The sequence below is a fragment of the Amycolatopsis kentuckyensis genome, assembly GCF_002155975.1.
Classification (GTDB): domain Bacteria; phylum Actinomycetota; class Actinomycetes; order Mycobacteriales; family Pseudonocardiaceae; genus Amycolatopsis; species Amycolatopsis kentuckyensis.
In genome coordinates this window covers 1-6,186 of sequence record NZ_MUMI01000667.1, presented here as the reverse complement: position 1 = coordinate 6,186, position 6,186 = coordinate 1, and the positions used below count along the sequence as shown (strand labels likewise).

The 6,186-nt window shown below is 73.4% G+C and carries 6 protein-coding genes; 4 read left to right on the top strand and 2 right to left on the bottom strand.

The annotated features are described in order from the left end of the window. Window positions 1–507, top strand: a 507-nt coding sequence (locus tag CCN39_RS45235) for a CE1759 family FMN reductase (RefSeq protein ID WP_086853063.1), incomplete at its 5' end; no start/stop codon positions are given. A 16-nt stretch (window positions 508–523) separates the two neighbouring features. Here the strand turns inward: CCN39_RS45235 and CCN39_RS45230 are convergent. Then, window positions 524–1,123 carry a dihydrofolate reductase family protein gene (locus CCN39_RS45230; protein WP_086853061.1) on the bottom strand — a complete coding sequence of 200 codons (600 nt, stop codon included), beginning with the start codon at window positions 1,121–1,123 and terminating at the stop codon, window positions 524–526. 137 nt (window positions 1,124–1,260) lie between these two features. Between CCN39_RS45230 and CCN39_RS45225 the strand changes: the two genes are divergently transcribed. The 3 genes from CCN39_RS45225 to CCN39_RS45215 are packed head-to-tail and all read left to right on the top strand — an operon-like array spanning window position 1,261 to window position 3,735. Then, on the top strand, window positions 1,261–2,688 hold the full coding sequence (locus tag CCN39_RS45225) for a serine hydrolase domain-containing protein (protein WP_086853059.1): 1,428 nt from the start codon (window positions 1,261–1,263) through the stop codon (window positions 2,686–2,688). Next, a complete protein-coding gene (locus CCN39_RS45220) occupies window positions 2,655–3,083 on the top strand; it encodes a PGPGW domain-containing protein (RefSeq protein WP_086853057.1) in 429 nt (142 codons plus the stop codon). The genes CCN39_RS45225 and CCN39_RS45220 overlap by 34 nt, the downstream gene beginning before the upstream one ends. Window positions 3,084–3,093: 10 nt before the next feature. Then, the gene (locus tag CCN39_RS45215) at window positions 3,094–3,735 is read left to right on the top strand and encodes a TetR family transcriptional regulator (protein WP_086853055.1); all 642 of its coding nucleotides are present in this window, start codon (window positions 3,094–3,096) and stop codon (window positions 3,733–3,735) included. A 31-nt stretch (window positions 3,736–3,766) separates the two neighbouring features. Here the strand turns inward: CCN39_RS45215 and CCN39_RS45210 are convergent, their stop codons facing one another. Beyond that, complete coding sequence (locus CCN39_RS45210) at window positions 3,767–6,148, bottom strand: DNRLRE domain-containing protein (RefSeq protein WP_208630663.1); 2,382 nt, start codon at window positions 6,146–6,148, stop codon at window positions 3,767–3,769. Between the last annotated feature and the right edge of the window lie 38 nt (window positions 6,149–6,186).

Here is a 6,186-nt window from a genome sequence, read left to right as displayed (position 1 = left end):
GTCGCCGCGGCCGGGTCTCCGGTCGAAGTGTCGGTGGTGGAGCTGCGCGACATCGCCTTGGACATCACGAAGAACCTGCTGACCGGGTTTCCGGGCCCGGAGCTGCGCACGGCCATCGCAACGGTGACCGGTGCGGACGCGCTGATCGCGGTGACACCGGTGTTCACGGCCGGGTACAGCGGGCTGTTCAAGTCGTTCTTCGACGTGCTGGACGCGGATTCCCTGGTGGGCAAGCCGGTTCTGCTCGCGGCGACGGGCGGGACGGAACGGCATTCGCTGGTGCTGGACTACCAGCTGCGGCCGTTGTTCGGGTACCTGAAGGCGGATCCGGTGGCCACGGGCGTGTACGCGGCTTCGTCCGACTGGGGCAGCGGTGAGGCTTCGGGCGCGCTGCAGCGGCGGATCGAGAAGGCGGGGGCCGAGCTGGCTTCGTCGGCCGAGGGGCGGGTTTCCGCTTCGGGGGAGCCGGATTTCGTTCCGTTCGAGCAGCTGCTGGCGGCCGAGTAAGGCCCGCGGGGCGGGGTCACGGGTGGTGCACCCGGTACCGGAGATGCGTGACCCCTTGCCCCGCCACGACTTCCACCTGCTCCAGCTCGGACTTCCCGGTGCCGAGGCTCCCGAAGTACCGCACCCCGGCACCGAGCAGCACCGGAACCAGGTCGATCCGCAGCTCGTCGAGCAGCCCGAGGTGCAGGCACTGCTGCGCGATCGACGGCCCGGAAACGCCCACCGTGCCGTCGCCGGCCGCCTTGGCCCGCTCGACCGCGCTCGCGACGTCCGGGCAGAACTCGAAGGGGGCCAGGTGGCCCGCGGGCCAGTCCGCCGGTGGCGGGCGGTGGGTCACGACGAACGCCGCGCCGCCGCCCGGGGGACGTCCGCCCCAGCCGCGGGTGTGGTCGAACACGCGGCGGCCGCACACGAACGCGCTGTGCCGCACCGAATCCAGGAACGTGCTCAGGTACTCCGCGCTGGCCGGCGCGACGCGGAACGTCATCGGGTAGCCGACCATCGGCAGCTCGACGTCTCCGGCCCGGTACCAGTCGAAGAGCGGCCCGACGTCGTCGTCCGGCCGGGCCACGAACCCGTCGAGCGACATGCAGAAACTCGCCACCACTCCGGGCATGGCCCGCACCTCCTGGTCAACCGAATGGTTTATCAACCGATGGGTTGATTAAAGCACGGGAAGGTGCCGAAAGTAAGGGGCCGACCCGTTCGTCCGGCAGGAGCGCCCGCCACCCCGCGCTGCCTACCTTCAGCGCCATGACCAGGCTCCTCCTCGTACTGGCGGTCCTCCTCCTGACGACTGCGCCCCCGGCTTCCGCGGCCGCGCCCCGGGACATCGACGGCTACGTCCGCGCCTACCTGGACCACACCGGCCTCCCCGGGGCCGCCGTGGCGATCACCCGCGGCGACGAAGTGATCCGGACGGCCGGCTACGGCCACGACGCCGCGGGCACCCCCCTGACCGCGGGAACCCGGCTGCCGATCGCGTCCGTGAGCAAGTCCATGACGGCGTTCGCGGTCCTCCGGCTCGCCGAGACGGGCCGGCTGGGACTGGACGAGCCGGTGACCCGCTACCTGCCGGACTTCCGGCTCGCCGACCCCCGTGGCGCGCGGATCACCGTCCGGATGCTGCTGGACCAGACGTCCGGGATGGCCGACTCCGCCTTCCCCGACCTGAGACTGCCGCAGCCGCACACCCTCGCCGAGGCCGTCGCCCGGCTGAAGGACGCCGGACTCGCCGACGAGCCGGGTGCCCGGTTCCACTACCACAACCCGAACTACGAGGTCGCCGCGCGGATCGTCGAGGTCGTCGCCGGGCAGCCGTTCGCGGCCCACCTCGCCGGGCACCTCTTCGGGCCGCTGGGAATGACCGCCACCACCTCCGCGGACGCGCCGCCGGCCGGGACCGAGGGGTACGTCCGGGCCTTCGGGATCGAGGTGCCGGTGTCCGAACCGGACTGGTTCACCGGCGGCAGCCACGGCGTGGTCAGCACCGCGGAGGACCTGGCGAAGTGGCTCCGGGCGCAGCGGGACGGCGGTGGCGTGCTGACCCCGGCCTCGGTCCGGAGCGCGCACACGCCCGCGCCCGGACGCGACTACGCGCTGGGCTGGCGCGTCCGGGACGGGAGAGCCACCCACACCGGCGAACTGTTCACCCACACCGCGGCGCAGGTGCTGCTGCTCGGCGGGTACGGCATCGCCGTGCTCGCGAACACCGGGCTGGCCCTGGACAACGACGCGGAGCTGCTGGCCCAGGGCCTCGCGAGCCTGCTGGAAGGCGGCGCGCCGGAGCCGGCCCTGCCCGCCGGGGTGGTCGCCGACCGGGTGCTCGGCGCGCTGGCGCTGGTCGCGGTGGGCCTCGCCGTCGCCGGCGTCCGCCGGGCCGGGCGGAAGCCCGCGTGGTGGCGGGTCGTGCCGCCGCTGCTGCCGCTGGTCCCGCTGGTGTTCCTGCCGCAGCTGCTCGGCTGGGTATTCGGCGGCCGGCGGGGTACCTACGGTCAGGTGCTCTACGTCTGGCCGGGGCTCGTGGCCGCGCTCGGCGTGGTCGCGCTGGCGGGGCTGACCGTGGCCGTGGCCAGGGCACGGGCCCTCGTGAGTGGCACGCGAGGCCGCGACCAGGAACAATCGGACGGGACGAGGGGAGACGCCCAGTGGGCATCGGCAAACAGACGAAGCGGGTCCTGATCACGGTGGCGGGGGCCGTCCTGCTGCTGGTCGGGGTGCTGCTGCTGGTGCTGCCCGGCCCCGGGCTGCTGCTGGTGCTCGCCGGGTTGCTGGTGCTCGCCTCGGAGTTCCCGGCGCTGGAGAAGTACGTCGACCCGGTGCGCGACCGCGCGATGAAGGCGGCCGAGGACAGCGTGTCGTCGCCGCTGCGGATCGCCGGGTCGGTGCTGGCCGGGCTGGCGCTGCTGGCGGCGGGGATCGTCTGGGCCACGGTGCGGTGGCTGCCGTTCAGCGGCTGGAGCACCGGGTCGAGCCTGATCCTGTCCTCGGTGATCCTGTTCGCGCTGCTGGGCTGGAGCTACCACCGGGTCAAGTCGCGGCGGGAGGCCGGGACGAAGGCGTCGACCGATCGGTAGCCTCGGCGCCATGAGCGCCGGATTCCAGCGCGCCCGCCGTCCCGAGCAGGTCGAGGCGCGCCGGCGGGCCATCCTCGCCGCCGCGCGGGAGCTGCTCGCCGAGCGCCCGGTCGCCGACATCAGCCTGCGGGAGCTCAGCTGCCGGGTCGGGCTGGCGAAGTCCAACGTGATCCGGTACTTCGACAGCCGCGAGGCGATCTTCCTGGAGGTCCTCGACGGCGCGTGGACCGCTTGGCTCGACGACCTCGAAGAGGCGCTCGGCGAACCGGGGCCGGCGGAGCCCGGCTTCGCGCGTGAGGAACGGATCGCCGGGACGATCGCGGCGACGCTCACCGGCCGCCGCGTGCTGTGCGAGCTGCTGAGTTCGATGGCGCCGGTGCTGGAGCGCAACATCCCGGTGGAGTTCGCCCGCAGCTTCACCCGCCGGGCCGCGGCGAACACCGAGCGGCTGGGCGAGCTGGTCCGGGTCCGGGTGCCGGAGCTGCCGCCCGGCGCGGCCCGGCACTTCGCCCGCGGGGTCGTCGTCCTGCTGTCGGGCTCGTGGCCTGCCGCCCAGCCGACGGCGGCCGTGGCGGCCGTCGAGCGGGGGGAGGCGTTCGCGCTGGCGGAGGGGCTCACGAACCTGCTGGCGGGGCTGGTCGCCCGGCAGTGACGGCCACCCCGGCGGGTGGCCGTCACAGCCGTCAGACCGCGCGCACCCCCGGCTTCGCCGCCGCGCCCGCGTCCGGGTCGACGTAGAAGACCGTGGACGACGTGTCCGTGCGCTGCCCGGCCGCGTTGGCACTCCACGCTCGCAGTGACGACCAGAGCTTGGTCTCGGTCGCCGGTGCGGTGAACTCGAACGTCCCCGTACCGTCCGCGCCCGGCCGCACCGCCACTTCCGGTCCGCTCTCGCCGCCGATGGCGAGCTGGTAGCCGTACGCGGCCAGCCCCGGCTGGACCGGCGTGAGCGTGCAGTGGACCACCTGGCCGGGCCGGGCGTTGCCGGTCAGGTCACAGGTGAGCGGCGGCGCCGCCGACTTCGGGGAGAAGGAGTAGTACCCCGGCTTCGAGACCGAGCCGTCGGCGAACGTGCTCGTCACGGTCAGGTACTGCGTGTCCGTGCTGAGCGGCGTCAGGACGACGCTCGCCGTGCCGTCCGGGCCCGCGGGCACGGTGCCCTCCGCGCCCCGGTAGTGCGCGTACGTGTAGCTCACGACGCCCGGCAGCGGCGAGGAGAACGTGAACGTCCCCGGCGTGGTGACGTAGCCGCCGACGCAGCACGAGGGGAAGTCGGTGCTCGTCACCACCGGGCCGTTCGTGGCCACCGGGACGTACGTTTCCTTCGTCGCCGACACCAGCCCGGCCGCGGTCGTGGTGTGCGCGGCGAGCCAGTGGCTGTACGGCGTTTCCGGCACGATGGTGACCTGCGCCGTGCCGTCCGGTCCCACCGGGACCGTCACCGGTTCGCCGTTGTCCCAGTCGTAGGTGAACGACGTCGACCCCGGCAGCGTGGCGTGCAGCGTGAACACGACCGGCCTGCCGACCATCGCGTCGGCGGGCACGTCGATCACCGGCAGTCCCCGGTCGATGTCGAGTCGGCCGCCACCGGGGCCGGACAGGTTCCCGTTGGTCATCCGGGCGCGCACGCTGACGTCGTAGGACCGCGTGACGTCGGTCGGCGTGACGGTGATCGCCGCGGTGCCGTCCGGGCCCGCGGGCAGCGTGGTTTCGGGCCCGTCGTCGATCTTGTAGACGTACTCGGTGGCGCCGTCGGTGCCGTGCGGCCCGAACGTGCACCGCCGCGTCTCGCCGAGGAAGGCCCGCGCCGGTGTGCAGGTCATCGTGGGACCGTTGCGGGCCACGAAGAACCGGTAGGCACCGGACGGCCCGGTGTTCCCGGCGGCGTCGACGCCGCTCGCGGACATGTTCATCGGCCCGTCGCTGCGCGGGGTGTACCGGACCGTCGCCGTGCCGCCGGGCCGGTCGGCCGCGACGTAGCCGCTGTCGGTGTACCCGGCCTCCCACCGGAAGCCGACGATCTGGGGGTCGCCGCCCGCGTCGAGGGTGAAGTCGCCGGGAATGCCGATGCCGCCCTTGCCGGGAACCTCGTACACGTAGTCGGTCGAGGTCACCGTGGGCGCCGTCGCGGGGGCCGTGAAATCGGTGGTGAACCGGCAGATCTCGCTCCACGCACTGGTGGCGAGCGAGTCCTTCGCGCGGACCTGCCAGGCGTAGGTGACGCCGTCGGCGAGCTGTGCGTCCGGGTCGTAGTACGCCTCGGTGCCGTTGACGTAGGAGTCGATGCCGGTCGCGCGCCGGTCCGGGTGGTCGACCGGCCACCAGGCGAACTCGGCGGAGAAGCTGTAGTCGTCCGGATCGCGGGTCTGCGCCGACATCGCCGCGCCCCCGCGCTGGACCAGCGGGGTTTCCGCGCAGGCGTGCTGCCCGGCCTTCAGGTTCACCGGCGTCGTCGGCGGGTGGTTCTTCTGCATGCTCACCGACAGCACGGGCCGGTAGGTGCGGCCGAACCGCGGGAGGTACTGCTGGTCGTCGGGCAGGCGCAGGACCAGTGTCAGGGCCGGGCGGCCGGCGTCGATCGCCTGCTGCAGCACCGTTTCCGCGTCCCAGCCGACGAACTCGGCCGGGCACTCGGCGGGATCGCTCCGGCCGGGCAGCGCGCCCAGCTCCCGCGGCTGGTCGGCCCACGTGGGCGCCTTCTTCGCCGGCGCGGTCACCCGGAGTTCGGTGCCGCGGGGTGCGGTGCAGTCGGCGACCGCGGTCTCCCCGGTGGTCAGCCGCGCGTCGAGCACCTTGGCGCCGCGCAGGCCGGAGAGGTCGAAGGTGAAGTAGGACTTCGTCACGTGCTTCTTGTGGTCGGCCGCGACTTTCGCGCCGATCGGCGCGTCCCCGGCCGGGTTGGCGAACGCCGTCTTCGGCGCGGCCGAGTCGACGTAGGACCAGGACGACGACCGGAGCGTCAAGTACTCCGAGGCCGCCGCCGGAACGGCCGTGCCGGCCACGAGCAGTGCCGCCGTGGCGGCGATGGTGATCGCTTTCGATCTTGCGGAGCCCAAAAGGCTCACCCCCTGCGGATGCGATGACCCGGGGACCGCGATCGCGG

Bases quoted from the DNA above. Each gene is read 5' to 3' on its own strand.
- CCN39_RS45225 (WP_086853059.1), top strand. From the start codon at position 1,261: ATGACCAGGCTCCTCCTCGTACTGGCGGTCCTCCTCCTGACGACTGCG.
- CCN39_RS45230 (WP_086853061.1), bottom strand. From the start codon at position 1,123: ATGCCCGGAGTGGTGGCGAGTTTCTGCATGTCGCTCGACGGGTTCGTG.
- CCN39_RS45215 (WP_086853055.1), top strand. From the start codon at position 3,094: ATGAGCGCCGGATTCCAGCGCGCCCGCCGTCCCGAGCAGGTCGAGGCG.